A 25,925-nucleotide genomic window follows, 5' to 3' on the forward strand; every position below is an offset into this window, starting at 1 on the left:
GAATTGAGCCGCCAGCTCGCCGGAAAGACCGCCGTTTGTGTCGATCCGGCCGCTCTGGTAAAGCGCGGCGTAAAATGTCGGCGCGGACGCTTGGTCCCGCCCACCTTCCCTCCCGCCTCGGAGCGCCGTCGATGATCCCCCGCTATTCCCGTCCCGAAATGGCCTCGATCTGGGAGCCGCAGACCCGGTTCAAGATCTGGTTCGAGATCGAGGCGCATGCGGCGGACGCCCTGGCCGAGCTCGGCACGATCCCGAAGGACGCCGCCAAGACGATCTGGGCCAAAGCCAAGGACGCCACCTTCGACGTCGCCCGCATCGATGAGATCGAGCGCGAGACCAAGCACGACGTCATCGCCTTCCTGACCCATCTCGCCGAGATCGTCGGCCCCGAGGCGCGTTTCGTGCACCAGGGCATGACCTCCTCCGACGTGCTCGACACCTGCCTCAACGTCCAGCTCACCCGCGCCGCCGACCTGCTGCTCGCCGATCTCGACCGCGTGCTGGCGGCGCTGAAGACGCGCGCCTTCGAGCACAAGATGACGCCGACCATCGGCCGCTCGCACGGCATCCATGCCGAGCCGGTCACGTTCGGCCTCAAGCTCGCTTATGCCTATGCCGAATTCTCTCGCGCGCGCGAGCGCCTGGTCGCCGCCCGCAAGGAGGTCGCGACCTGCGCGATTTCCGGCGCCGTCGGCACCTTCGCCCAGATCGATCCGCGGGTGGAAGAGCACGTCGCCAAGGCGATGGGCCTGTCGCCAGAGCCGATCTCCACCCAGGTGATTCCGCGCGACCGCCACGCGATGTTCTTTGCGACCCTCGGCGTCATCGCTTCGTCCGTGGAGCGCCTGGCGACCGAAGTGCGCCATCTGCAGCGCACCGAGGTGCTCGAAGCCGAGGAGTTCTTCTCGGAGGGCCAGAAGGGCTCGTCGGCGATGCCGCACAAGCGCAACCCGGTGCTGTCGGAGAACCTTACCGGCCTCGCCCGCATGGTGCGCGCCTATGTGACCCCGGCGATGGAGAACGTCGTGCTGTGGCACGAGCGCGACATCTCGCACTCCTCCGTCGAGCGCATGATCGGCCCCGACGCCACCGTCACGCTCGACTTTGCGCTGATGCGCCTCGCCGGCCTGATCGAGAAGCTGCTGGTCTACCCGGCCAACATGGAGAAGAACCTCGACAAGCTCGGCGGCCTCGTGCACTCGCAGCGCGTGCTGATCGCGCTGACCCAGAAGGGGGCGAGCCGCGAGGACTCCTACAAGCTCGTCCAGCGCAACGCGATGCCGGTCTGGCGCGGCGAAGGCGACTTCCGCACCTTGCTCAAGGCCGATGCCGAGGTGAAGAAGTATCTCACAGATGCCGAGATCGACGAGCAGTTCGACCTCGGCTACCACCTCAAGCACGTCGACACGATCTTCAAGCGCGTGTTCGGGGAGGCGTGATCCCGTGTCGGGCAGGCGGACGTCGCGTCAGTCCGCCTCCTCGCACTTGTCCTGCTTGACCTTGAACATCTTCCGAAACTGAGTCTCGAGCGCGCTCCGCATCGCCTCCATCTTCTTGGCGCCGGTGTTGCGGAGGTTGTAGTTGACAGCGCAATTGGTCCAGCCGAAATTGACGAGGTAGATCCGCATGCGCTCCTGCCCGTCCACCTTCTGGGCTTCGGCAGAATAGCGGGCGTTGCAGGCCTGCGGGCTGGCGTTGTTGGCGCAGCCCTGCGCGACGGTCTGGCGAAACATCTGCTGCAGGTCGGTCTTGCCCGCGATCGCGTCGACGAAGCGTGCGCAGGCGGCGGCAGGCTGATAGTCGCGCAATGCCGAGGGCGTCTTGAAGCCGCGGGTCTGTGCCAGCTCGAAATCGCAGCTGTCCTTCAGCTCCGCCACCCTGGCGCGGCGATAGTCGTCGACGCCGGGCAGCGCGATGAACTCCAGCCGGGCGGCGACGTCGAGCGCAGCCTTGCAGGCGCGATCGATCTTATCGGGGTCGAGCGCGGCGACCGCCTTCGGCTCGAACGCCGGCAGCGTGCCGGGGGACTCGAAATCGGACGGGCCGAACAGCAGATGCACGGTATTGCGCAGCCGAATCTCGTCCTGCTTGGCGGGATCAAACCGGACCGTGAAACGGCAGCCGCTGTCCCAGGACATCGTTCGCTCGGCGGCATCCGCGCTGGCGCCGGCGAGCGTGACGGCGGTGAGCGCCAGGCTTGCGATCCATCCGGTCCAGCTTCGTCGGGTCATGGCACTCCTCGCAGGCGACCTTTGCCTGCATCCTACTCTGTCCCCGCGCCGACGCCAGTCCGTGCCGCACACATCCGCAGCGCGACGTCGTCACGCTCGACGTGGCGATGCCAGACCTGGCGGCGCGCGCAGCTACAGTTTCTTCAACGAGACGATCGCACTACCCTTGTTGTTGAAGTAGAATCGATACAACAGCCAAGGAAACAGGATGGACGTGTCGTTGACATAGACGAACACCTCCCCATCGCTGCGGGCCGTGAACCTGGCTGTCCAGCGGCGGCTGCCGGGCGTTTCCTGCTGGAAAGCCGGGAGATGCTCCTCGAGCCCCGTGCTCCCCACCCGCACGATCGGCGCGAACCAGTTCGACCAGATCAGACGCTTGAATGGTATCCCGGGTAGCTGGGTCCAGGTGCCGTAACCGAAGCCGGCCGGAGTCGCAGGGATGCCGCCGTCGCTCCATGCCTCCCCGACGTCGAGCACGATCTGATAGGTCTCGCCCTGCGCCACGGTCAGCGCCGTCGGATAGCAATGGTGCCGCGTCTCGAACACTGGCCGAATGCTTCCACCAGGGTATGCGCCGATCTCTGTCTGCTCGACCTCGGTCGGCCTCAACGTCTCCTTGCAGAACAGCCCGGCCGTATTGGCCGCGCCGAACCCCAGCCACCAGAACAGCCAGAACATGATGGCGAACGGGAATATCCACGTTTTGAGCAGATAGAAACCGGCAACATACCAGCCCTGGCGACGCAGCGAATAGACGGTCGCGCGCCAGCCGGTCACCCGCGTGTGCCGTGACGGATCGTTCCAGGCGATGCGTGCGGCGTCGCGGATCGTTCGCTGCAGGGAGGTGCCCCACGCCGTCAGGCCGAAGGCCACGGCTACTCCGATCAGCAGGAACCCTGGGGAATCCCGGAATGCGACGAACCAGGGATCGAGAAACTTTGGCAGGAACGCAGCGGCCGCGTTGACCACCGGATCGCCCACCACGTGCAGCGGTACGTAGAGGAATCGCGGCCAGTAGATGACGAAATAAGGGATCGCCGCGACGAACAGCAGCGCGAACATGGTCGTGAAATAGACCACGCGGCGCAGCCACACCCAACTCCAGACATCATCCTGGACACGTATCCGCGCGCATCCCTGATCGCACGGATGCAGACCATCGACTGATGTGCCCGAGTCGTCGGTCACGCGGTAGCTGGCCGGCACGACGACCGGTGCATAATGATCGGTGCCCGACCGGATGCGTTCGAACACGGTGTGGTGGATGACAGGCTTCACCGGCGGCAACGGCGGCTGTGGCAGGCTCGGATGCAGATCGCCGGCCAGAAGCTCCGTCTGCGGCTTGAACGGCGAATGCAGCAGCCATTTCATGCGCCTGATATCGTAACGCAGCGAGAGCTTGTACGGCGGCGCGTCGTAGATCTCGCGCAGATTGCGCGGCTTATAGCGGTAGTAGGCCGCAAGCCCCTTGCGGGAGTCGTTGAGCTTATCGAGCGGATCGATCTCTGGGTCGTAGAGCAGGCTGCGCCGCTCCTCGAGATAGACCAGGCCATAGGCCTGAGCCCGGTCCAGCATCCAGTCGAGCGTCACATAGGACAGACCATCCTGCGGATAGCCGCCGCCGATGTCGGAGTGCACGCCGGTGAACCACACCTGGCTGATGCGCTCGCGGTCACTGGCCGGCAGATCGGTGCGCAGATGCGGCGGCGGGTCGGCGCGTTTCGCGGCCTCGCTGCGTGGATCGTGATCGATGCCGAACAGCCAGTCCTTCTTGTCACTCCGGCCGGGCACCGCCTCGTCACGCCCCCACACGTAGCGCTCGTCCCAGATCACCGGGCGGAACGCATCGCGCTCCTCCTCGATCGCGAGCGCATGGCAGGCGCGATGGACCTTCGAGCTCATGAATTGGTCTGGCATCGACAGCGGCCAGATCCAATAATCGATGGCACGGGTCATCTCCTCGATCGGACCGCCATAGGCGTCGACCGTGTCCCAGATGCCGACGAAATGGATGCTCTCCACCTGAATGGGCGGCGGCTCGGGGGGCAGGTTACGCCAGCTGCGCAGCTTGCGGATTCCCCAATCGCGGATCCCGCGGAGATCGAGGCCGATCCTGCCGAGATAGCGGAGGATGCCGCTGTTGTAGCGCCGGCGGTAGCGGCGATAGGCATCGGCGGCGAACCGTGCCAGATCAGCGTCATTGTTGTTGTAGGGAACGAGCCCCTGCCCCGCGATCATCGCCGCCACGATGCGGATCGTGAAAGCGCCGCGGCTGAAGCCGAAGCAGTAGATGCGATCGCCAGGCCGGTAGTTGCGGCAGCAGAAGCTATAGAGCGCAATGACGTTGCGCTTCAGGCCGAAGCCAAAGATGCCGCCGAGCGCCGCGAACAGCTTGAACGACGAGGTGCCGACGCCGTCGTCGTAGAACGCGATCTGCCGGCTGGGATCGCGCAGATCGAGCAGTTGGAACAGCCGCCAGACATTCGTCTTGAACAAGGCCTTGGCACTGTTGCCGGTCCCATCCGACAGCAGCACGATGTTTCTCGCAGCAGAGTTGGACATGAGGCCCCCCGACCAGAATGCCGGAGCGGAGCTTGGGACCCAATTGTAATAAAAGCAAGGCGCAATCCCCGCGCGAGCGACTTGGGCTGCTCGGCCTGTCAGATTGCTCTCGGGATCGCAGCAGCGACCGTCTCCGCGCAGCTCGCATCACCCAGAAATGATCGAGAGAGACCCTCATCCAGTTGTCGTGCGAGAGGACGTCGACCTCTGATCCTTCGACATCGCGCCAGCGTGGTCTTATGCAGGCCGCTCCTTTGCGCGTGCGAGACCCGGATATGATCGAGACGACGACCGCCTATGATCCCCTGCTGCGATGGATTCACTGGGCCACCGCCCTGCTCTTCATCGCGGCCATGCTGATCGGCCTGTATTGCGGGCTGCAGCCGGCGGGGACGTCGCCACGGCGCGAGCTCCTGGAAATCCACAAGTCGCTCGGCATCACGCTGTTTCTGCTGGCGATCGCCCGGCTGATCGTGCGGGCCCGCACCAGCGCCCCGCCCGCACCCGCGGCGTTCGGTCCGGTTGTCCGCGCGCTGTCGCAGCTCAATCACTGGGCGCTCTATGCCGTGCTGCTGGTGATGCCGGTGACCGGCTACATGTTCTCGTCGGCCGGCGGCTATTCGCTGCGTTATTTCGGAACCTTCAGCTGGCCGCGGCTGTTCGCCGGCGACAAGGCGATCGCCCATGCCGGCGAGGTCACGCACGATACGCTGGCCTATCTGGTCTATCTCGTGGTCGGCCTGCACATCGCGGCCACGCTCTGGCACGCGTTCGTCAAGAAGGACGAGACCTTGGCCCGGATGTGGCCGCGGCGGTGAGCGTAGGCGCGTCGCATCTCGTCGTAGAATGATCACTCTCGCCCGTCATGCTCATCGATCGACCGACGAGCAGGAGACCCATTAGATCGGCTTCGCTGCCACGACGAGATCGCCGGCGCGCTGGTCCTGCTTCAGCAGCGCGGCCAATTCGCTCTCATCGAGCGTCTCCTTGACCAGCAGCCGGCGCGCGGCGCGCTCCAGGACGTCGCGCTTGTCCTGCAGCAGCTTGCGGGTGCGCTCGAGCGCTGCGGTCACGATGGTACGCACCTCGGCGTCGATCGCGTCGCCGGCCGCCTCGCCATAGTCGGCGCTGCGCGAGGCGCCCGGCGCCAGGAACGACTGGTTGTCGCGCTCATAGGCGACCGAGCCCAACTGCTCCGACATGCCGTAGCGCGTCACCATCGAGCGGGCGATGTCGGTGACGCGGCGGAGGTCGTCCGCGGCGCCCGTCGACAGATGGCCGTAGACCACGAGCTCCGCGGCGCGGCCGCCGAGCAGCACCGCCATCTTGTTCTCGAGCTCCTCGCGCGTCATCAGGAAGCGGTCCTCGGTCGGACGCTGGATGGTGTAGCCGAGCGCGCCGACGCCGCGCGGAATGATCGAGACCTTGTGCACGGGATCGGTGCCCGGCAGGCTCATCGCCACGATCGCATGCCCCATCTCGTGATAGGCGACGATCTCGCGCTCCTTCGGATTGAGCAGCCGGTTGCGCTTCTCGAGCCCTGCGACGATGCGCTCGATCGCGTTGTTGAAATCGTCGAGCGAGACTTCATTGGCGCCACGCCGCGTCGCCAGCAAGGTGGCCTCGTTGACGAGGTTGGCGAGATCGGCGCCGGTGAAGCCCGGCGTCAGCGCCGCCACCTTCTCCGGATCGACGTCGGCGGCGAGCTTCGCCTTCTTCAGATGCACGTTGAGGATCTGGATGCGGCCCGGCTTGTCGGGACGGTCGACCAGCACCTGGCGGTCGAAGCGGCCGGCGCGCAGCAGCGCCGGATCGAGAATCTCCGGCCGGTTGGTCGCCGCGAGCAGCACGAGGCCGGTGGAGGAATCGAAGCCGTCGAGCTCGACCAGGAGCTGGTTGAGGGTCTGCTCCTTCTCGTCATGGCCGCCCGCGAACGGGCCCATGCCACGGGCGCGTCCGAGCGCATCGAGCTCGTCGATGAAGATGATCGCCGGCGCCTTGGCGCGCGCCTGCTCGAACAGGTCGCGCACGCGCGCCGCGCCGACGCCGACGAACATCTCGACGAATTCGGAGCCCGAGATCGAGAAGAACGGCACGCCGGCCTCGCCCGCGACCGCCTTGGCGAGCAAGGTCTTGCCGGTGCCGGGCGGGCCGACCAGCAGCACGCCCTTGGGCATGCGGCCGCCGAGCCGGCCATAGGATTTCGGATCCTTCAGGAAGGACACGATCTCGCGCAGCTCGTCCTTGGCCTCGTCGACGCCGGCGACGTCCTCGAAGCGGACGCCGGTGTTGGCCTCGACATAGACCTTGGCCTTGCTCTTGCCGATCTGCATCAGGCCGCCGCCGAGCCCGCCAGCGCCGCCCATCATCCGCCGCGAGAGCCAGTACCAGACGCCGAAGAACAGCGCGATCGGCATCACCAGCGAAAGGATGTCGCCGAGGATGTTGCTCTCGACCCGGCCGGTGAAGGTGACATTGGCCTTGGCGAGCTCCTTGGCGAACTCCTGGTCGACGCGGGTGGTCGCGAAGCGCGTCTGCCCGCTCGGCAGCGGCTCCTTCAGCGTGCCTTCCAGATAGTTCTCGGAGACGCCGACCTCCTTCACCTTGCCGGCGTTGAGCAGATCCTGGAATTGGCTGTAGGGAATGACGGCGACCTGGCGATAGCTCGTCCACGCATTGTGGATCATCATCGCGACGAAGATCGCGACAACAGCGTACCAGAGATTGAAGCGGGTCTGCTTGGTCATGGGTCTCTCGATCGGTGATCAGTCGAAAACGGGCGGCCGCAAACCTGCGGATCATCCGGCGCCGCCCTCAGGTGCGGTCCTGCGCTGCGGCCTTGGGCACGAACACCGCCACCGCGCGCGGCAGCACGGAGAAGCGCGCCGGCGTGAAGGTGACGAGCTCGCCGTCGGCATTGATCGGGCGCGGCCGCCGGGTGCGGATCTCGAATGATGTGTCGCGCGATGCGCGCACCTCCTGCCACAGGCCGTGGCGGCCCCTGCGGAAGTCATAGGCCATCGCCAAGAGCTTCCAGACGCGGCCGATCTCCAGCGAATAGAGATCGAGGTGGGAATCGTCGATCTCGGCACGGTGGTCGACCGCCATGCCGCCGCCGTAGTAGCGGCCATTGCCGACCGCGATCTGCAGCGTCTTGACGCGCACCGCGCCGTCGGACGACACGATCATCGCGCGGAACGGCCGTGCATTGGTCAGCACCTTCAGCGCCGTGACCGCATAGCCGAGCCGACCGAACCTGCGCTTGGTCTCCTTGGTCAGTTGACGCGCGAGCTCGGCGCTCAGGCCGAGGCTGGCGACGTTGAAGAACGGATGGCCGTTGACCTCGCCGAGATCGATCCGGCGGCGATGGCCGGCGGCGATCACGTCGACCGCGGCCTCCATCTCCTGGGGCAGGCCGAGCGTACGGGCAAGGTCGTTGGCGGTGCCGGCCGGAATGATGCCGAGCGGCAGGCCGGTCCTGACCAGCGCCGGCGCAGCCGCGTTCAGGCTGCCGTCTCCCCCGGCGACGACGACCGCCTCCGCGTCGTCGGCATGGGCCTCGATCCACGGCGCCACCTCGCGCGGACTATGCGGTGCCGAGATCACGAGATCATAGCCGGCCGCGCTCAGCCGCGACACGGCAATGCCGGCCGCCTCACCGCCGGAGCGGCTGCCGCGGTTGATGATCATCAGGAGGCGGCGCGTTGCCACGGCGGGGCGCGACGGCGGCGCCTTCGCGATCGATACCTGGTCACCCCCCGTGGTCACGATTGTCTCCCGTACACAAGATGCCAGCGCGCCTCGGCGCGCGGGTTCCATACAAAGTGGCGAGCAGGCACTCCGGTTCCATCACGATCCCGGCCCCAATCGGAGGATTCCGGAAGGCATGCGGATGACGATTGTCGGGATGGTGAAGTGGGGGGCGAGAGCCGCGAGGGCCGATAGCTACAAGCGACGCGTGTGGCCGCATCTCGTCAAACTCCTCCGCGCTCCAAAGCGCGCAATACCGTCAGCGGTATCGGTCATGAAAGAGAGTCCGACATCATAGTCCCGGGGACTATCAGAGGGGCCCGGATCTCCGGTCCTCTGGAATTAGTTGACCGACGCCCGCCTGCAAGACGCCTGCCGGGGTGGCAGACACTCTGTCGCACCTCGCCGTTCATCTTGCTGAACGTTGACGCAAACCGCGGGCTCTTGAAAACCGCGGGCTCTTGAAAACCAATCGGCACACACCCACGTCCGTCGCCTACCCCTGGTCCGGGCCCCTCTGGTGAAGCTGCCGGTGCGCTCACGATGTCGGACCTGACATCAATCTCACCGGCCTGATTAAGAGGACCCGTCGTGGAATTCCTGTTCATCGCGTTTGCCGGCAAGCCCGTCTGGATGTGGCTCGCCTTCCTCGCAATCGTGCTCGCCCTCCTCGTCTTCGACCTCGGCATCCTCCATCGCAAGACGCGCGAGATCTCGGTCCGCGAGAGCCTCGTCATGAGCGCCGTCTACATCATGCTCGCCCTGGCCTTCGGCGCCTGGGTGTGGTGGCAGCTCGGCGCCGAGGCCGGCACCGCCTATCTCACCGCCTTCACGATCGAGAAGGCGCTGGCGATGGACAACGTCTTCGTCATCGCCATGATCTTCAGCTATTTCGCGATCCCGCGCGCCTATCAGCACCGCGTGCTGTTCTGGGGCATCGTCGGCGTGATCGTGCTGCGCGCGATCATGATCGGCCTCGGCGCCGCGATCGTCGCCCAGGCGAGCTGGGTGCTGTATCTGTTCGCGCTGTTCCTGGTCGCGACCGGCGTCAAGATGCTGGTGTTCAAGGACAAGCCGCACGACGTCGGCGCCAATCCGGCGCTGGCCTGGATGCGCCGCCGCTTCGACGTCACCGACCGCCTGCACGAGGAGCGCTTCTTCGTGCGCCAGCACGACGCGCGCGGCAAGCCGACCTGGTTCATGACGCCGCTGTTCCTGGCGCTGATCCTGATCGAGTTCGCCGACGTCATCTTCGCGGTCGACTCGGTGCCCGCGATCTTCGCGATCTCGACCGACCCGTTCGTGGTCTACACCTCGAACATCTTCGCGATCCTCGGCCTGCGCGCGCTCTATTTCGCGCTCGCCGCGATGGTCGATCGCTTCCAATATCTCAAGCTGGCGCTGGCGGCGGTGCTGATCTTCATCGGGTCGAAGATCTTCCTGGCCGACCTGCTCGGGCTCGAGAAGTTTCCGCCCGCCATTTCGCTCGGCATCACCTTCGGTCTGCTCGGCGCGGGCATCGCCTACTCGCTGTGGAAGACGCGGCCTGCGGTCGAGCCGATGAAGTGAGGCAGGTCAGAGGACATGAGGTTGCTGCGTGGCAATGAATGATGTCACATCCGACGATGAGGACTCCTCGGCGCCGCGCCGTCACAACGGGCCGATCAGCCGCCGGCTGCTCGCGATCGCCCGCACGGTGCGGTCCGAGGAGCCGTCGATCGGCGAGTTGTTCGACCGGCTGGAGTCGGAAGGTCTCGGCCTGACCCTGCTGCTGCTGACCCTGCCGGCGCTGATCCCGTTGCCTGGCCCGTTCGGCATGGTGTTCGGCACGTTTGTCGCGCTGGTCGCGTTGCAGATCCTGTTCGGCGCCGAGCGGCTGTGGCTGCCCGAGCAGTTGCGCCGCCGGCCGGTGCCGCAGCGGCTGCTGCGCAAGATCATCCGCGCCGGGCTGGACTGGGCGGGCTATGCCGAACGCGGCCTGCGCGAGGACCGGCTGGTCTGGCTGACCGGCCGGCCGGCGCGGATGCTGCTCGCGCTGCCGCTGCTGCTGATGGCCGTCACCATCATCCTGCCGATCCCGATGGGCAACGTGATGCCGGCGCTGGCGCTGATCGCCGCCTCGATCGGCTTCATGGCCGGCGACGGCCTCGCGGTGCTGGTGTCGATCCTGATTGCAATGGCCGCCGTGGTCTGGACGGCCGTTCTGCTCTACACCGGCGCCGCGGCGGCCGATTATGCCGCAACTCTCCTGGCACGGCTTGCGGTGCAACTGCGGGCCATGCTGGAAAGCATCGGTGTCGATCTCGGCTTTGCCGCCGGCGTGACAACCGTGTTTGCAGTGGCAACCGGCATCGCCGCGCTGGCCCTCTGGGTGCAGGCGGTGCGCCACCGCCGCAGCCGGCGCGCATCCTACGATCCGGCGCAGGATCCCCGCGAGCGCTCCCGCGCGCTGGCGCGTCGCGGCCGCGGCCTCGTGGCCGCCGCGAGCATTGCGACCACCGCAGCCGCCGTCTTCGTCGCCACGCGCTTCATGCTCACCGGCTCGATCTGAAGTTCCCGCTGTGGCAGCGCGGCCGCGCGACGGTGCATTGCGGCTGCGACGGACATATCTCCGTGAGCGCCTGTCCGCGCAAGCGCGAGCACTTGTCATTGAAGCGGCAACAAAAAATGCGACCGGTAAGCGCCGACGCGTCGCGTATCATCGACGCCCTGCGAGAAATGCCACTGTCCCTTTGTGCCGGCTGCAGCTATACGAGAGATGACTGTCACTAAACGGTTACAGAATCGACACATGCCCGATTCGAACGCACCGGCGTCGATCCACGGCGATGGCCATGCGGTCGGCGTGCGGGAGGGTGGCGAGTCGGCGAGCAGCGATCCCGGCGGCGCCGCCGACAGCTTGACTGCGCAGCACCTTGCCGATCATGCGGTCACGCAGGGTGATGCCACGGCGCCCAGCGTGGACGCCGCAGCGCCGTCCTTGCCGGATCCGGCGGCCGGCAGCGGCCACGAGATCGAGCTGAAGCTTCTCGTCCCACCCGATCAGCTCGCCGGCTTCAACAACGCGCCGGTCGTCATCGCGCATGCGCGCAACAAGGGCTCGCGCAAGCATCTGACCTCGGTCTACTACGACACGCCGAAGCGCACGCTGTGGAAGAACGGCTTCACCTTGCGGGTGCGCCAGAGCGGCTCGCGCTTCGTGCAGACCGTGAAGGCGCAGCACTGCGACGATCCGCTCAAGCGCGGCGAATGGGAGGCGAATGTATCTTCGCTGGCGCCCGATCCGGCGCTGGCGGCCGCGCTGCTGCCGGAGGAGCTGCGCGCGACGCTGGCCGATGCAACGCTCGAAGCGGTGTTCACGGCCGACGTGCATCGCCATGCGCGCATGCTCGACGTGCCCGGCGCGACCATCGAGATCGCGTTCGACAGCGGCGTCATCAAGGCCGCCGAGCACAGCGAGATCGTGAGCGAGATCGAGCTGGAGCTCAAGAGCGGCAACCCCGCCGCCATCTACGAGATCGCACAGCGCATCGGCGATCACGGAGCGATCCGGCCTTCGATCCGCAGCAAGTCGGCGCGCGGTTTCGATCTCGCCACGGGCAAGGCTCCCGGCGCCGAGAAGCCGCGCAAGCCGTGCCTCGATCCAGCGGTGTCGCTGGACGAGAGCTTTGCGATCGTCCTGCGCGGCAGCCTGCATCATCTGTTGCAGGCGATGCCTGCGGCGGAGGACGGCCGCGATCCGGAAGGCGTGCATCAGTTGCGGGTGGCGCTGCGCCGCCTGCGCGCCGCGCTGCATCTGATGCGGCCGCTCGGGACCTCGGCGAGGCTCGACGGCCTCGAGGCGGATGCGCGCTGGCTGGCGCAGAGCCTCTCGGCAGCGCGCGACCTCGACGTGTTCCTGACCGATACGCTGCCCGAGATCGCCGAGGCCTGCCCGACGGTCGCAGGCTTCGACTCCCTTCGCGCGCTCGCCGAGCGGCGGCGCGAGCTCGCCTATCGCACGCTGCGCATCGCGATTGCCGAGCGCCGCTGCGCCGCTTTCGTGCTCGGCCTCGGCGAATGGATCGAGACCCGCGGCTGGCGCAACGACGTCTCCCCCGACGATCTCCGACGCCTCGCCGCGCCCGCGATCGATTTCGCCGGGCCCGTCCTGTCGGAGCGCCATCAGAAGGTGCTCAAGCGCGGTCGCCGCTTCAAGAAGCTGCCGGCCGAGCGCCGCCACCGGCTGCGTCTTGCGCTGAAGAAGCTGCGCTACAGCATCGACTTCCTGCTGCCGCTCTACGGCGCCAGCAAATCGGCGAAGAAATACGCGAGAACGCTCGCCGGCTTCCAGGAGCAGCTCGGCCACTACAACGACATGGCGGTCACCGCCGGCGTGATCGAGACCCTCGGCACCACCTCCACCGACGCGGCGATCGCGGCCGCCGCGATCACCGGCTGGCAGTCGCATGCCATGGCGGGCGTGGAGGAGCCACTGCGCGAGGCGTGGCGCGCCTTCACCAAGGCGCCGACGCCGTGGGAGGCCGAGGAGGCGTGACGACCGGAGGCCGATGACGTCGGTTCATGGACCGCATTGATCTGGTTCAAGACATCCGGGCGAGAGATGTAGGAGCGTGATCCCATGAAGATATCCAGCGTGACGTGTCCTCATTGCCGTGCCGCCTACGAGATCGCGGAATCGACATCCGCGGTCGGCTCGGCCGGCCGGTTCGACTGCGGCGTCTGCGGGACGCCATTGGCGGCGTGGGACGAGCCGAAGCTGCGGGCCTTCCGGCTGGAGGTGCCGCCCGAGCACAAATACCCGCGCGTGCCGGCCCCCGCCCCGCTCGCCTGACTCCCGTTCCGAAATCCGGAACGACCGGCATGGTCGGTCGAGATGACCGCGCATCTGCGCATGGCACTATGGCCGGGCGCAACTTGCCTGGCTTTTTTGACCGGGTCATAGTCGGTGACAGCGCGGTGCTGCCGGCCGGTCTGGCCGCATCACTGCAGCGTCCCATTCCACTTCAGCGAGTCATCCGGTCCTCATGCCCATCCTCAACAGCATTGCCGCTCTCTCCGACGAAATGGCCGCCTGGCGCCACGATTTCCACGAACATCCCGAGCTGTTGTACGAGGTGCATCGCACCGCCGGCATCGTCGCCGACAAACTGCGCGAATTCGGCTGCGACGAGGTGGTGACCGGCATCGGCCGCACCGGCGTGGTCGGCGTGATCCGCGGCCGCAAATCGGCCTCCGGCAAGACCATCGGCCTGCGCGCCGACATGGACGCGCTGCCGATCGAGGAGACCTCGGGCGTGCCCTACGCCTCGAAGACTCCGGGCCTGATGCATGCCTGCGGCCATGACGGCCACACCGCGATGCTGCTGGGCGCCGCGAAATATCTCGCCGAGACCCGCAATTTCGATGGCACCGCCATCGTCATCTTCCAGCCGGCCGAGGAAGGCGGCGCAGGCGGCAAGGCGATGGTCGATGACGGCCTGATGACGCGCTGGGGCATCCAGGAGGTCTATGGCATGCACAACATGCCGGGCGTCCCCGAAGGGCATTTCGAGATCTCGCCCGGCGCGATGCTCGCCTCGGCGGACGCGATCCACATCAAGGTCACCGGCAAGGGCGGACATGGCGGCGCCGGCCCGCACCGGGCCGTCGACAGCATCCTGATCGCCTCGCAGATCGTCAACGCGCTGCAATCGATCGTCGCCCGCAACGTCGACCCATTGAAATCCGCGGTCATCTCGGTCTGCTCGATTCACGGCGGCACCACCTTCAACGTGATCCCCGAGACGGTCGAGATGCTCGGCACCGTGCGCACGCTCGATCCGGAGATCCGCGATCTCGTCGAGAAGCGGATCGTCGAGGTCACCGAAGCCACCGCGCGCGCCTATGGCGGCTCGGCGGAAGCGATCTACGAGCGCAAATATCCGGTGACGATGAACCACCCTGCGCAGGCGGCTTTCGCCGCCGACGTCGCCCGCGAGATCGCTGGCCAGGAGCGCGTCAACGACCGCGCCATTCCGCTGATGGGCGGCGAGGACTTCGCCTTCATGCTGGAGGCCCGCCCCGGTGCGTTCGTGTTCCTCGGAATGGGTCCCGGCAACGAGTGCCACCATCCGGCCTACCGCTTCAACGACAACATCCTCAGCGCCGGTGCGTCGTACTGGGTGAAGCTGGTCGAGAAGAGCATGCCGGCGAACTGATCGGCTGACGAAAACGTAAGGTGGGCAAAGCAGCCGCCGAAGGCGGCAGCGTGCCCACCGTCGCGCGGCATTCTCCGCGGCGAGATGGTGGGCACGGCGCCACCACGATCTCACGCGACGAAACAGCACGGCCGCGCCTTTGCCCACCCTACAGACTGGATTCCTTCGCTCGCAATGACGCCGGTGGTGGGCACCGGAAGCCCTCCAAGCTCCGACATCGCGAGCGCCAGCGAAGCGATCCAGGGGCGCAGTGCGCGAACCAGACTGGCGTGCGCTTCGAACTCCAAGGGAACAGTTCGCTCCCTATCGAAACGTCGCGCGCGGCCAGCGGCTAGGAGAAGGGCTCCCTCTCCGTCCGCGAGGCCCATATGCAGCGCAGCTCCGACCTCCCCCGAGACCTCGCCCTCCTGCTTCTGCTCTCCACCCTGTGGGGCGCCTCCTACACCCTGATCAGGATCGGCGTCGAGACGATCCCGCCACTGACCCTGATCGCCGCGCGCACGCTGATTGCGGGGCTGCTGCTAGCCGCGATCATCCGCAGCCGCGGCCTCGCCTGGCCGCGCGAGCGCAGGATCTGGCGACGCTTTCTGATCCAGGCCGGCCTCAACAGCGTCGTTCCATTCACGCTCATCGCGTGGGCCGAGCGCACCATCGAGGCAGGCCTCGCCACGATCCTGAACGCGACCTCGCCGATCTTCACCTTCCTTCTGACCGCGCTGGTCACGCGCCACGAGCCCGTCACGCTGCGCAAGCTGATCGGCGTCGCGGCCGGCCTCGCCGGCACCAGCCTCATCGTCGGCGTCGAGGCGCTGCACGGGCTTGGCCAGCAATTATGGGCCCAGCTCGCGATCGTCGCCGCCACCATCTGCTATGCCGGCGCTGCGATCCTGGGCAAGAGCTTCAAGGGGCTCGATCCGATGCTGCCAGCCGCGGGATCGCTGCTGTCGGGCGCCGCGGTGCTGATACCAGTCGCGCTCGTCGTCGACCATCCATGGGCGCTGGCACCGTCGCTGCGCTCGGTGCTGGCGCTGAGCGCGCTCGCGACCGTCTCGACCGCCGCCGCGATGGTGATCTATTTCCGCCTGGTGCAGACGCTCGGCTCGATCGGCGCGACCGCGCAATCCTATCTGCGGGTGCCGATCGGCGTTGCGATCGCCGTCGCCGGCCTCGGCGAGCACCTCGCGCCGACGACGTGGATCGGGCTCGGCTGCATCATCATCGGCGTGCTCGCAATGACGATGCCGGTGCGCAAGGCGGTCACGAAAGATCGGGAAGCGTCGTAGCCCGCATGAGCGCAGCGACATGCGGGGACGGTTGCCCGGGGTCGCTTCGCTCGCCCGGGCTACGCGGAGCGAGCAAACCACGCCTCACCCGATCTCAATCGTCACCTTCCCGAGATGCGCGCCGCTCGCCATGTAGTGGAACGCCTCGCGTGCCTCGCTGAACGGAAACACGCGATCGACCACCGGCTTCACCTGATGCAGCGCCAGCGCGTTCGCCAGCGCCTGGAGATCATCGACCGCGCCGACCGTGACGCCCTGCAGCCGCTGCTGCTGCATCACCATCAGCGGCAGCCGCAGCTCCGAGGCCGGCGCGCCGGCGAGCACGCCGATGAAGGCGATGGTGCCGCCGATCCGGGTGGCGCGGATCGATTCGTTCAGCGTGCCGACGCCGCCGACCTCGACCACGAGATCGACGCCCTGCCCGGTGATCTCGCGCGCCTTCTTGCCCCAGTCCGGCACCTGCTTGTAGTTCAGCGTCACGTCGGCGCCGAGCGCCGCCAGCCGCGCGATCTTGGCCTCGCTCGACGACGTCGCGATCACCCGCGCGCCGGCGATCTTCGCGATCTGCAGCGCGAAGATCGAGACGCCGCCGCTGCCTTGCGTCAGCACGGTCTGGCCGGGCCCGATGCCGCCGAGCTTGATCACCGCACTCCAGGCGGTAACGCCGGCGCAGGGCAAGGTCGCAGCCTCGATGTCGGTGAGATGCGCCGGCGTCCGCACCAGCGCCTGCATCGGAAACACCCGATACTGCGTCAACGTGCCGTCGACGGCGCCGCCCAGCGCCGCGCGCATCTTCGCCTCGCTCGGCTCGCCGCCGGTCCAGCTCTCGAAGAAGCTGCCGATGACACGGTCGCCGGCCTCGAACGCCGCGACGCCCTCGCCGACCGCCTCGACCACGCCCGCACCGTCGGACAGCGGCACCAGCGGAAATTTCTGCCGCGAGCCGTAGCCGCCCCTCACCGTGAGCAGGTCGCGATAGTTGATGCTCGCCGCCGTCAGCCGCACCAGCACCTCGCCTCTCCCCGGCTGCGGCACCGGTTTGTCGACCAGCGCCAGCGCATCGATTCCGCCGGGCCCCTGCAGCTCGTAACATTGCATCGGATGTCTCCCGCCCCTGCGGCGCCGCCTTGTTGTTCTGACGGGAATGGTGAAGCGTTTCGTGCCGGCGATCAAGCCGAGTGCGTTCCGCGCGACGGACAAACGACGCGGCCCTCAGTCATCGATCAGCGGGATCACGACATGGTTCAGCACATACTCCGTGCCAACCCAGGTGATGGTGATCGAGAGCAGCAGCAATCCAGCCAGCAGCAGCATGTCGCGTCGTTCCATCGAACACATACGCGGCAGCGCTGCTGCGCGTTTCGCATCGCAGCCATGCCGCGCGCCGCGAGACATGCGACGCCTGCGAGGAACCGCACACCGACCGACGACACGCCGTCACATCGCCGCTTCGAACCTGATCCGGCAGACCAGACCTTCGTCGCGATAATCCTGCTCGATGCTGCCGCCGATCGCCGCAAGGCTTGCCCGGATCATGCGCGTGCCGAACCCCTCTTTCCCGGGCGGCTCGATCGGGTGCGGACCGAGTTCGCGCCAGGCCACGGTGCCCCGGCCGCCTTCCTGCGCGATCTGCAGCTCGAGCCGTCCGCCCGGGCCGCGCAGCGCGCCGTATTTGACGGCGTTGGTCGCGAGCTCGTGAAACACCAGCGCGAGGTTGCGCACCGCCTCCGGCCCCAGCGGCATGTCCGGCCCCTCGACCGTCACCGCGCCGGAGGCGCGATACGGCTGCAGCTCGACGTCGAGCAGCATGCGCAAGGTCATCAGGCGGTGATCCGACCAGGCCAGACTGTTGGCGCGCGCGACGGCATCGAGCCGCAGCGCGATCGCTTCTCCCTTGGCGCGATCCTCGCCCGACAGGCTCGATCTGACGATCGCCTGAAACAGTGCGAGCTGATTGTTCACGCGATGCCTCAGCTCGCCGAGCAGCAATTCGCGCGCATGCTCGCTGCGCTTCAGCTCGATCAGCGCGCCGCGACAGAGATGCGCAAGCCAGATGATCAGCGCCGCAGTGCTCAGGAACCCGACGAGGTTGACCGCCTCGGTATGATCAGGACGGTCGGTGAAGCCCACCAGCACCACCGTGGCCGAGAGCCAGGCGGCAAAAATGGCCGCGGGAATGCCGCCGAGCAGCGCGGCGAACACGACCGCGGGATAGAAGGTCGCGTAGGGCAGCGTCGCGCCGGCGAAATCCAACCCGATCCGGCCTGCGGTCGAAATCGCGACAGCAAACGTGGTGAGCAGAAACGTGGTCGCCGACCACTGTCTGCCCCGACCGATCCAATCTGAGAAACGCTGACCCACTCGCACGACTGACCCCGAGCGCAACGTCTATCGCCCGACGCCGCCGGGAACAAGCTGAAGGAACTGCCACTCAGGTGCAAAAATTTTAGGAACTTTTGCAGTGTCGTTGCGTTCAGCCGTCCCTTTTACCATCGCCGGACCGCATCATGCCGCGCCGTGGGAGAAGCCACCATTCAATCGTGACAGACATGCGTCACTGCATAGCGTGAAGCGCGCTGCATCGGGGCTGCTCGAGGGCATCGGTGCTACTCCGCGTCGCGTCCGAGTAGCACGAATGCCGGACGTTGCACGATCAGTTCGTCGCAGGCCGCGCCGACGAACTGATTGGCGATGGTATCGGAGCGCTGCACGTAAGAGAGCTTGTATCCAGCGCCTCTTGTTGCGCTAATCCTAGCGGCTTGCCGCTGAGCGCCGCAGCGTCGATCATGCGACCATGACGACGAAATCGCGCGAGAGACTCTACGGTGCCGGCATCCGCATCGCGCAGGAGCAGGCCGCGCGCGCACGCAAGGAAGCGGATCGTCTGGCCTGCGACGCCTGGAACAAGCGCATGCTCGGCTACAAGGGACCGGCGCAGCCGTCGCCGCTGCTCGGCGATGCGCTGAACGCGGGCTACTACTATCTCGAAGTGCGCTGCCTCGGCTGCGACACCAATCAGACGGTCGCGCTCGACGTCATCAGGCGCGCCAAGACGACGCCGATCCATGAGCTCGAGCGCTACATGCGCTGCCAGGACTGTTCGCGGCTTCGCGGTCATCCCTACAAGCGCAGCGCGCTGGTGGCATTGCGCGAGACCAAGATCTCGGCCGCACATCCGGCCTCGACATGGTGGCCCGGTGAACGATAGACAGTCGAACCGCGCGCGTCGTGTGTCGCCTCTGATCCGCGGAGGTACTCCGATCAGGACCGAGCGCTGCACTCGCAAAAATACATCGACACCCGGAACAAACATGAAGATCCACCGTTCTGAACTGTTGCCGGCGCGGCAGGGAAGCGGAACATGTCAGAGTTTATGACCCAGCCGGACAAGCTGCGGGCCGACGCGGCAGAATGCGCCCTCATTCGTGATCTCGCCACCGACCGCGACAAGCGCGAGCTGTTCGCGCGCCTGGCCGAGCATCTGAGCATGCTCGCCGCCGAGGTCGAACGCGCGGCGCGCGCACCCGACAGCCGCGCGGACGCCGGCCTTCGCTGAACCGCTCTCGCGACGACCTGCTCCGATTGCGCTCCGCTGCTGTCGCGGTGCTCGCCACACAATCGCGCAACTCCACTTCGCTATAGATCGGGATGATCCGCGATCGATTCGCGCAGCGAGCGATCACGCCCCTCTCAGCGCCACAGGTGCCGATCTTGCGACGTCTCCTCCCCCGCCTCGCCTGCCTCGTTCTGCCGCTTCTCCTCAGCTTCCCCGCCGCAGCCGCCGAGCTCGTCGGCCGCATCAGCATCGTCGATGGCGACACGCTGGTCATTCATGGCGAGCGGATTCGCCTGTGGGGCATCGACGCGCCCGAAAGCGCGCAGCTCTGCCGCGGCCGCGACCGCAAGCCATATCGTTGCGGCGCGCTGGCCGCCAACACGCTGGACACGTTCACGCGCGGCAAGGTTCTGCGCTGCCTGCCGGTCGATGGCGATCGCTACGGCCGCATCGTCGCGCGCTGCGCAGCCGGCGCGACGGATCTCGGCCAGTTCATGGTGGCGCGCGGGCTCGCGGTCGAGGAGCCGCAATATTCGCGCGGCGTTTACACCGCCGATCAGCGCGCCGCCCGCCGCGCCGGCCGCGGCATCTGGTCGGGCCGCTTCACCGAGCCGCCGCTCTATCGCAGCTGCATGCATTCAGGTGGAACGACGGCGGTGTGCTCGGACGGCGGGATCGGCTGGCGTTGAGTGGCGCCGCCTTGTCCACCGGCACAACAGCTCAATTGCCACGCCTCGGCGTCTCGCTGTACGGTCGCGCACCGCAAGGACAAGGGCTGGACGAGGACGATGACAGAGACAAAGACGCGCGTGGCGATCCTGTTCGGTGGGCGCTCGGCGGAGCACGACGTCTCGCGCGCCTCGGCGGCCAACATTGTCCGCTCGCTCGATGCCGGCCGCTACGCCGTCACGCTGATCGGCATCACCACCGAGGGACGCTGGGTGCTGGCCGACGCCGCGAATGACGGCACAGGCGCGGCCCTGACCGTACCCGCGGACGGCCCGCAGATCGTGCTGCTGCCGGCCGGCCGGGGCCGCGCGCTGGTCATCGGCGACGGGCCCCTGCGCGAGCTCGCCTTCGACGTCGTCTTCCCGGTGCTGCACGGTCCGAACGGCGAGGACGGCACCGTGCAGGGCGCGCTGGAGCTCGCCGATGTCGCCTATGTCGGCGGCCGCGTGATGGGATCGGCGTCGGCGATGGACAAGGACGTCGCCAAGCGCCTGCTGCGCGACGCCGGCCTGCCGATCGTGCCGTTCGTCACGATGACCGCCGCATCGGCGGTGAGCTATGAAGCGGCGGTCGCCGCGATGGGCTCGCCCGAGCTGTTCGTCAAGCCGGCCAATCTCGGCTCCTCGGTCGGCATCTCCAAGGCGCGCAACGAAGCGGAGTTCGACGCTGCCTGCCGCCTCGCGCTGCGCTTCGACGGCAAGATCCTGATCGAGCGCTGCATCAGCCCGGTGCGCGAGATCGAATGCGCCGTGCTCGAGCATCCCGACGGCAAGGTCGCCGCTTCCGAGCTCGGCGAGATCGTGCCCGCCGACAGCCACGGCTTCTATTCCTATGAAGCCAAGTACACCGACGCATCCGGCGCCTCGCTGCACGTCCCGGCGCAGGTCGAACCTGCGCTCGCCGCGCGCATCCGCAAGATGGCCACCGAGGTGTTCGGCGTGCTCTGCTGCGAGAGTCTCGCGCGCGTCGACTTCTTCGTCCGCGGCGAGGAGGTCTATGTCAACGAGGTGAACACCCTGCCGGGCTTCACCAACATCAGCATGTATCCGAAGATGTGGGAGGCCACCGGCCTGCCCCAGCCGGCGCTCATGGATCGTCTGATCGCGCATGCGCTGGCGCGTCATGCGCGGCTGAGAGAATTGGCGTCGCAGCGCTGAGGAACGCTTCTGCGGCGGCCGCAGGTCAGCGTGGCGCCACCTTGACGCCGGCGGCGACCCGGTCGCTGGGATAGATGATCACGACATCGCCGCCGGCGACGCCGTCGGCCACGGCGGCGAACCGGCCCGAGCGCCGGATGAGCCGGACGGTGCGCAGCTCGGCGCGCCCATCCTTCAGCGCAAACACCGACCAGTCGTCACCGCGCTTGAACAGCGCGCCGGTCGGAACGATGGTCGCGTCCTCCTGCGTGAAGACGACGATCTGCGCATCGAGCTGATAGGCATCGCCGAGCCGCTGCCATTGCTCGGCCGGCGAGACGATGTCGATCAGCACGTTGACGCGCTGCTCCTCGACACCCAGCGTGGAGATCTTCGTGAAGGCCGCCGGCTCGACCCGGCGAACCCGGCCCGACAGGCGGCCTGCCCCGCCCCAGCGATCGATCGTGACCTCGGCGCCGGGACGGATCTCGACCGCGTCGGTGCTGAGCACGTCGATGACCACTTCGAGATCACGGGGATCGCCGAGCTCGAGCAGCGCCTCGCCTGGCTGCACCGTCGTTTCGCTTTCCTGGGTCACTTTCAGCACCAGCCCGCCGACCGGTGCGGTCACGTTCCAGCTATCCGCGGGCGCGTCGGTATCCGTGTTGCTCCCGTAGCGCGCCAGCATCGCCCTGAGCTGGCTGAGCTCGTGCTCGGCGGCATGGTCGGCATATTCGGCGGCGCGCAGGTCACGTTCGGCAATCCGCATCGCGAGCTCGGCGCGCTCCCGCGCCTGCGCCGTCGCAGCGCCGCTGGCGGCCAGCGCCATGGTGCGCGCAAGATCAGCGCTCGCCTGCGCGCTCTGCGCCTGCGCCCGCGCCACCACCTCCTTGGCCCGCTCGACATTGGCTTCGGCCGCGCCGAGCTGCTCCTCGACCTCGCGGCGGGAGCGCGGATCGAGCAGCGGTGCCGGCGCCGGCGTGATGGTGGCGACGACGTCGTCGGCCTTGACCTGGTCGCCGGCCTTGAAGCGGATGCGCCCGAGACGGCCGGCGAGCGGCGCCGCCACGACGTAGCGCTGGCGCACCCGCGTCTTGCCGTCGTCATCGACGGTGGCAACGAACCGCCCTTTCGTCACCGCGGCCGTCTCCACCGGGACCGGACCCGGCATCATCATCCAGGCGATGACGGCGGCCGCTGCCAGAACGCTCGATACGATGACGACGCGGCGCAAAACGGGTGGCATGCTCATTCCCTGGTCTTGAGGGCCGCGACCAGATCGAGCTGATCCACCCTCCTGCGGACGATGATGGCGCTGATCGCGGCGCTGGCCAAGACCACCGCCGTCGCGATCAGGTAGGTCTGCGGCGCGATCACGCCCGGGATCTGGAAGCTCTCGCTGGAATGCAGCCGCGCGATCAGCCCGATGATGGCGTGCGACAGCAACAGGCCGAGCGGAATCCCGACCACGATGTCCAGCGCGAACTCGCCGAACAGGATGCCCGCGACCTCGCCGCGGGTGAAGCCCAGCACCCGCAGGCTCGCGAGCTCCCAGGCGCGCTCCTGCAGGCTGATACGGGCGCTGTTGTAGACCACGCCCACGGTGATGATCGCGGCGAAGCCGGTGAGGATGCCGGCGGTGACGAACACGAGGCCCGCGATCTTCTCGATGAAGGATGCGAGGGTGTAGGCCTTCATGGTGACGGATTCGATTTTCGGCATGCTCTTGAACCTCGCGCCGAGCGCGGCCAGCGCCGCCGGCTCGACATGGAGGCTCGCCGCCGAGATCACCGCGCCTTCGCCGGTGAAGCGATTGAGCGTGTCGATATCCATGTAGGACGCCATCCCGATCGCCTCGTCGACGATGGCGCTCACCGGCAGGTCGCGTCGCCGGCGGCGGCCTTCCATCGCCTCCACCGTCACGACCTGCCCCGCGCCCAGCGCCAGCCGCTCGGCGAGGCGCCGGGTCAGGGTGATGCCGTCGGGCGCCGCGACGATCGGGCGACGTGCGGAATCGTGCGGCCGGCGCAGCTCGTCGGTGGCCGCCAGTCCGATCACCGAGGTGAGGTAGCTCTGATGCCCGGCCCGCAGCCGCACCGGAACGATGCGCTGGCCTTCGATCGCGAGCACGCCGGGCTGGCGCGCCAGGTCACGCAGGATCGCGCGGTCCATCGGATGGATGAACGTGATCGTGGCGTTGCCGCGCTCGACCAGGTTGAACTGCAGCTCGATCATCTCGCCGATGGCGTCGCGCCAGAAGATCCCGAGCACCATCATCGGCACCGCGAAGGCGATGCCGATGATGGTGAACAGCGAACGGAACGGCCGCCCCGCGACGTTGCGCAGCATCATCATCCGCCGCGCGCCGAACGCCGTGCCGGGCACGATGCGCTCGATCCAGGAGCGGCGGAACCCCAGCGGCATCGCGGGCCGCATCGCCTCTGCCGGCGCAAGGCCGACGACCTCCTGAAGCGCCGTGACCACGCCGAGCGCGCCCGCCGCGACGCTGATCGCGACGCCGGCCACCGCCGCCCAGGGCGCCAGCCGGAATGGCAGCTCGGGCAGACGGAAGAATCCCTGATAGCTCGATATCATGGCATGGCCGAAGCCGACGCCGCCGGCGATGCCGAGCGCCGATCCGATCAGCACGATCACCAGCATCAGCTTGAGATAATGGAAGGTGAGCCGCAGCGTCGGAAAGCCGAGCGCCTTCAGCGCCGCGATCTGCTCGCGCTGCGCGGCGACCAGCCGCCCGAGCGCGCCGTTGAGCAGGAATGTGGCGACACCGAAGAAGATGATGGGGATGGTGATCGACATCACCTTCTGCTGGTTCAACTCGTCCTCGAGAAAGCGGTTCGACGGCTGGTCGCGCCGCGCGATCGCGCCGATCGAGCCATAGGGCTCGAGCAGCCGATCGAGCTCCTCGATCACGGGCTTGGGATCGACGCCCGGGGCGAGCGCGATCACGGCGTCGTTGAACGCCCCTTTCATATCGAAGGCGGCCTCGGCCGCGCTCCGGTCGACCCACAGGATGGCGTAGAGACGATCGTCGGGGATCGGCAATCCCGGCTTCACCGCGTAGACATATTCCGGCGACAAGGCGATGCCGGAGACCCGGAAGCCCTGCACGCGGCCATTGAGCAGCACGCGGATGTCGTCGCCCGGATTGACGCCATTGGCCTCGGCAAACGCCTCATTGACCGCGGCGCTGCGCGCGGTCCCCGGCTCGGGCGCCGTGCCGCGCCGCAGATGCAAACGCGCCAGCGCTTCGTCGCCCGCGCGGCTCAGCGACACCAGGCGCGCCGAGACCGGCTGCGACGCCGCCGGCCAGTCGACGATCACCTCGCGCACGATGCGCGGCTCGACCGCGACCACGCCGGCGATGGAGCTCAGTCGCGGCACCAGCGCCAGCGGCGCCCGCTTCAGCGTGACGAAGATCTGCGGAAACCGGCCATCGGCATAGAACTGCTCGCAGCCGTCGCGCAGGGACAGATAGGTCGAGACCGAGCCTGCGAACACCGCGACGCCGGCCGCCACCAGCAGCGCGATCGTGATCACCTGCCCGCGCATCGCACCGATGTCGCGCCACAGCTTGCGGTCCAGCAGGCTCACCAATGCACCTCCTCGGCCGACAGCCGCCGTGCATTGCGCTCCTCGCCGACGATGCGCCCGCCGCCGAGCCGCAGCACGCGATCGGCCATGCCGGCGATCGCCGCATTGTGCGTGATGATGATCGTGGTCGTCCCGAGCTGCGCGTTGGCGCGCGCGATCGCGGCGAGCACCACCTTCCCGGTCTCGTAGTCCAGGGCGCCGGTCGGCTCGTCGCACAACAGCACGTCGGGCGCCTTGACCATGGCGCGGGCCACCGCGACGCGCTGCTGCTCGCCTCCGGAGAGCTGCGAGGGAAAGTGGTCGATCCGCCGCTCGAGCCCGACGAGCTTGAGCACCTCGCGCGGATCGAGCGGCCTGTCGGCAATCTCGGTGACCAGCGCGACGTTCTCGAGCACCGTCAGACTCGGGATCAGGTTGTAGAACTGGAACACGAAGCCGACATGTTCGCGCCGGTAGCGCGTCAGCTCGGCATCGCCGGCGCCGACCAGTTGATGATCGCGCCACTGCGCCTCGCCCGAGGTCGGGCTGTCCAGCCCGCCGAGAATGTTGAGCAAGGTCGACTTGCCGGATCCCGAGGGGCCGAGCAGCACCACGAACTCGCCCTCGTAGATGTCGAGATCGACGTCGCGCAACGCATGCACCTCGACCTCGCCCATGCGGTAGGTCTTGGAGAGCTTGCGGGCGCGAAACACGGGTGCGGCACCCGGATGCTCCGGACGCGCGGCAGCGCTCGCGTCGTTGATCGTGGTCGGACTCATGAGGCCGCAGTTCCTGTCCGGCGAAGGCCTACGCAGAACGCCCGAGACAGCTCCATGCCATCGAGGCCGGACGACTTCATAGCCCACAATCGGTCAGCAGCCGTC

At 67.4% G+C, this 25,925-nt stretch carries 21 protein-coding genes; 12 read left to right on the forward strand and 9 right to left on the reverse strand.

Going from position 1 to position 25,925, the window contains the following annotated elements:
• Positions 1-131 precede the first annotated feature (131 nt).
• Positions 132-1,439, forward strand: coding sequence for an adenylosuccinate lyase (gene purB, locus ACQR1F_RS10570; protein WP_434886567.1), 1,308 nt, complete (start codon positions 132-134; stop codon positions 1,437-1,439).
• Positions 1,440-1,466: 27 nt separating this feature from the next.
• Here the strand turns inward: purB and ACQR1F_RS10575 are convergent, their stop codons facing one another.
• Both ACQR1F_RS10575 and ACQR1F_RS10580 read right to left on the reverse strand, forming a co-directional pair.
• Complete coding sequence (locus ACQR1F_RS10575) at positions 1,467-2,231, reverse strand: hypothetical protein (RefSeq protein ID WP_434912979.1); 765 nt, start codon at positions 2,229-2,231, stop codon at positions 1,467-1,469.
• A 132-nt stretch (positions 2,232-2,363) separates the two neighbouring features.
• Positions 2,364-4,796 carry a DUF2235 domain-containing protein gene (locus ACQR1F_RS10580; RefSeq protein ID WP_434912980.1) on the reverse strand — a complete coding sequence of 811 codons (2,433 nt, stop codon included), beginning with the start codon at positions 4,794-4,796 and terminating at the stop codon, positions 2,364-2,366.
• Between the two features lie 275 nt (positions 4,797-5,071).
• On the opposite strand from ACQR1F_RS10580, the gene ACQR1F_RS10585 reads away from it, so the two are divergent.
• Complete coding sequence (locus ACQR1F_RS10585) at positions 5,072-5,614, forward strand: cytochrome b (RefSeq protein ID WP_316183097.1); 543 nt, start codon at positions 5,072-5,074, stop codon at positions 5,612-5,614.
• Between the two features lie 81 nt (positions 5,615-5,695).
• Here ACQR1F_RS10585 and ftsH read toward each other — a convergent pair whose 3' ends face one another.
• Positions 5,696-7,543, reverse strand: a complete 1,848-nt coding sequence (gene ftsH, locus ACQR1F_RS10590) for an ATP-dependent zinc metalloprotease FtsH (RefSeq protein ID WP_434912981.1) — start codon at positions 7,541-7,543, stop codon at positions 5,696-5,698.
• A 67-nt stretch (positions 7,544-7,610) separates the two neighbouring features.
• Positions 7,611-8,564, reverse strand: coding sequence for a lipid kinase (locus ACQR1F_RS10595; protein WP_434912982.1), 954 nt, complete (start codon positions 8,562-8,564; stop codon positions 7,611-7,613).
• 573 nt (positions 8,565-9,137) lie between these two features.
• Between ACQR1F_RS10595 and ACQR1F_RS10600 the strand changes: the two genes are divergently transcribed.
• The 6 genes from ACQR1F_RS10600 to ACQR1F_RS10625 all read left to right on the forward strand — a co-directional run bounded on the left by ACQR1F_RS10600 (position 9,138) and on the right by ACQR1F_RS10625 (position 16,029).
• A complete protein-coding gene (locus tag ACQR1F_RS10600; RefSeq protein WP_434912983.1) occupies positions 9,138-10,115 on the forward strand; it encodes a TerC family protein in 978 nt (325 codons plus the stop codon).
• A gap of 28 nt (positions 10,116-10,143) precedes the next feature.
• The gene (locus ACQR1F_RS10605; protein ID WP_316183095.1) at positions 10,144-11,097 is read left to right on the forward strand and encodes an exopolysaccharide biosynthesis protein; all 954 of its coding nucleotides are present in this window, start codon (positions 10,144-10,146) and stop codon (positions 11,095-11,097) included.
• A gap of 240 nt (positions 11,098-11,337) precedes the next feature.
• Complete coding sequence (locus tag ACQR1F_RS10610) at positions 11,338-13,083, forward strand: CHAD domain-containing protein (protein ID WP_434880720.1); 1,746 nt, start codon at positions 11,338-11,340, stop codon at positions 13,081-13,083.
• 84 nt (positions 13,084-13,167) lie between these two features.
• On the forward strand, positions 13,168-13,380 hold the full coding sequence (locus tag ACQR1F_RS10615; protein ID WP_315801177.1) for a hypothetical protein: 213 nt from the start codon (positions 13,168-13,170) through the stop codon (positions 13,378-13,380).
• Positions 13,381-13,573: 193 nt separating this feature from the next.
• Positions 13,574-14,746 (forward strand): M20 aminoacylase family protein, encoded by a 1,173-nt coding sequence (locus tag ACQR1F_RS10620; protein WP_434873131.1) that lies wholly within the window; start codon positions 13,574-13,576, stop codon positions 14,744-14,746.
• A gap of 368 nt (positions 14,747-15,114) precedes the next feature.
• Positions 15,115-16,029 (forward strand): DMT family transporter, encoded by a 915-nt coding sequence (locus ACQR1F_RS10625; RefSeq protein ID WP_434912984.1) that lies wholly within the window; start codon positions 15,115-15,117, stop codon positions 16,027-16,029.
• A gap of 84 nt (positions 16,030-16,113) precedes the next feature.
• Here ACQR1F_RS10625 and ACQR1F_RS10630 read toward each other — a convergent pair whose 3' ends face one another.
• Together ACQR1F_RS10630 and ACQR1F_RS10635 are read right to left on the reverse strand one after the other, a co-directional pair.
• Entirely contained in the window at positions 16,114-17,127 is a 1,014-nt protein-coding gene (locus tag ACQR1F_RS10630; protein WP_434912985.1) for a zinc-dependent alcohol dehydrogenase family protein, read from the reverse strand.
• A gap of 339 nt (positions 17,128-17,466) precedes the next feature.
• Positions 17,467-18,414, reverse strand: a complete 948-nt coding sequence (locus ACQR1F_RS10635; RefSeq protein WP_315801181.1) for a sensor histidine kinase — start codon at positions 18,412-18,414, stop codon at positions 17,467-17,469.
• A gap of 409 nt (positions 18,415-18,823) precedes the next feature.
• On the opposite strand from ACQR1F_RS10635, the gene ACQR1F_RS10640 reads away from it, so the two are divergent.
• The 4 genes from ACQR1F_RS10640 (at position 18,824) to ACQR1F_RS10655 (ending at position 21,471) form a co-directional block, all read left to right on the forward strand.
• Positions 18,824-19,237 (forward strand): hypothetical protein, encoded by a 414-nt coding sequence (locus tag ACQR1F_RS10640; protein WP_315801182.1) that lies wholly within the window; start codon positions 18,824-18,826, stop codon positions 19,235-19,237.
• Positions 19,238-19,390: 153 nt separating this feature from the next.
• Positions 19,391-19,585: a hypothetical protein gene (locus ACQR1F_RS10645; RefSeq protein WP_316183092.1), complete on the forward strand. Its 195-nt coding sequence runs from the start codon at positions 19,391-19,393 to the stop codon at positions 19,583-19,585.
• A 152-nt stretch (positions 19,586-19,737) separates the two neighbouring features.
• Entirely contained in the window at positions 19,738-20,274 is a 537-nt protein-coding gene (locus tag ACQR1F_RS10650; RefSeq protein ID WP_434913008.1) for a thermonuclease family protein, read from the forward strand.
• A 99-nt stretch (positions 20,275-20,373) separates the two neighbouring features.
• Positions 20,374-21,471, forward strand: a complete 1,098-nt coding sequence (locus tag ACQR1F_RS10655) for a D-alanine--D-alanine ligase family protein (protein ID WP_434912986.1) — start codon at positions 20,374-20,376, stop codon at positions 21,469-21,471.
• A gap of 25 nt (positions 21,472-21,496) precedes the next feature.
• Here the strand turns inward: ACQR1F_RS10655 and ACQR1F_RS10660 are convergent, their stop codons facing one another.
• From ACQR1F_RS10660 to ACQR1F_RS10670, 3 genes are read right to left on the reverse strand one after another with little or no spacing between them, the layout of a single operon-like run.
• On the reverse strand, positions 21,497-22,696 hold the full coding sequence (locus tag ACQR1F_RS10660; protein ID WP_434912987.1) for an efflux RND transporter periplasmic adaptor subunit: 1,200 nt from the start codon (positions 22,694-22,696) through the stop codon (positions 21,497-21,499).
• A gap of 2 nt (positions 22,697-22,698) precedes the next feature.
• Positions 22,699-25,065 (reverse strand): ABC transporter permease, encoded by a 2,367-nt coding sequence (locus tag ACQR1F_RS10665; RefSeq protein WP_434912988.1) that lies wholly within the window; start codon positions 25,063-25,065, stop codon positions 22,699-22,701.
• On the reverse strand, positions 25,059-25,820 hold the full coding sequence (locus tag ACQR1F_RS10670; protein WP_315801187.1) for an ABC transporter ATP-binding protein: 762 nt from the start codon (positions 25,818-25,820) through the stop codon (positions 25,059-25,061). Before ACQR1F_RS10670 ends, ACQR1F_RS10665 begins: the two co-directional genes overlap by 7 nt.
• Positions 25,821-25,925: the final 105 nt, after the last annotated feature.

The sequence above is a fragment of the Bradyrhizobium sp. HKCCYLS3013 genome, assembly GCF_051167615.1.
Lineage (GTDB): Bacteria > Pseudomonadota > Alphaproteobacteria > Rhizobiales > Xanthobacteraceae > Bradyrhizobium.

Coding starts and splice junctions, on each gene's coding strand:
- ACQR1F_RS10670 (WP_315801187.1), bottom strand. CDS start 25,820: ATGAGTCCGACCACGATCAACGACGCGAGCGCTGCCGCGCGTCCGGAG.
- ACQR1F_RS10610 (WP_434880720.1), top strand. CDS start 11,338: ATGCCCGATTCGAACGCACCGGCGTCGATCCACGGCGATGGCCATGCG.
- ACQR1F_RS10645 (WP_316183092.1), top strand. CDS start 19,391: ATGTCAGAGTTTATGACCCAGCCGGACAAGCTGCGGGCCGACGCGGCA.
- ACQR1F_RS10615 (WP_315801177.1), top strand. CDS start 13,168: ATGAAGATATCCAGCGTGACGTGTCCTCATTGCCGTGCCGCCTACGAG.
- ftsH (WP_434912981.1), bottom strand. CDS start 7,543: ATGACCAAGCAGACCCGCTTCAATCTCTGGTACGCTGTTGTCGCGATC.
- ACQR1F_RS10660 (WP_434912987.1), bottom strand. CDS start 22,696: ATGCCACCCGTTTTGCGCCGCGTCGTCATCGTATCGAGCGTTCTGGCA.
- ACQR1F_RS10625 (WP_434912984.1), top strand. CDS start 15,115: ATGCAGCGCAGCTCCGACCTCCCCCGAGACCTCGCCCTCCTGCTTCTG.
- ACQR1F_RS10585 (WP_316183097.1), top strand. CDS start 5,072: ATGATCGAGACGACGACCGCCTATGATCCCCTGCTGCGATGGATTCAC.
- ACQR1F_RS10620 (WP_434873131.1), top strand. CDS start 13,574: ATGCCCATCCTCAACAGCATTGCCGCTCTCTCCGACGAAATGGCCGCC.
- ACQR1F_RS10630 (WP_434912985.1), bottom strand. CDS start 17,127: ATGCAATGTTACGAGCTGCAGGGGCCCGGCGGAATCGATGCGCTGGCG.
- purB (WP_434886567.1), top strand. CDS start 132: ATGATCCCCCGCTATTCCCGTCCCGAAATGGCCTCGATCTGGGAGCCG.
- ACQR1F_RS10580 (WP_434912980.1), bottom strand. CDS start 4,796: ATGTCCAACTCTGCTGCGAGAAACATCGTGCTGCTGTCGGATGGGACC.
- ACQR1F_RS10575 (WP_434912979.1), bottom strand. CDS start 2,231: ATGACCCGACGAAGCTGGACCGGATGGATCGCAAGCCTGGCGCTCACC.
- ACQR1F_RS10640 (WP_315801182.1), top strand. CDS start 18,824: ATGACGACGAAATCGCGCGAGAGACTCTACGGTGCCGGCATCCGCATC.
- ACQR1F_RS10655 (WP_434912986.1), top strand. CDS start 20,374: ATGACAGAGACAAAGACGCGCGTGGCGATCCTGTTCGGTGGGCGCTCG.